This window comes from Pantoea sp. E956-1, from assembly GCF_982223955.1.
Map to the genome: position 1 here is coordinate 1 of NZ_CEUYZP010000138.1, position 255 is coordinate 255.

At 51.8% G+C, this 255-nt stretch carries 1 protein-coding gene; it reads left to right on the forward strand.

The window, feature by feature from the left end; all coding sequences use genetic code 11:
- Positions 1-255 (forward strand): type 2 periplasmic-binding domain-containing protein (locus AC0T7J_RS25650; RefSeq protein ID WP_473798649.1); only part of this gene is annotated, 255 nt, incomplete at both ends.

Below are 255 nucleotides of genomic sequence, written 5' to 3' on the forward strand. Positions count from 1 at the left end.
GTTGCCTGGCACAATGAGAGTCAACAGCGTACCGGCTTATCATGAGGCCGGGCTGGCGGGTCTAGGCTTAATTCAGGGAGGGTATTCCTCGCTCATGCCGCATATCAAACGTGGTGCCCTGATTGAGGTACTTCCTGATCTACGTCCCGAGCCGCTCATAGCATCATTTGTCATCGCGCACCGGCGCAATTTGTCGCCGCGTGTAAAGGCTTTTATGAGCTGGACTGAAGATATTCTAAAACCTTATTTTGACTG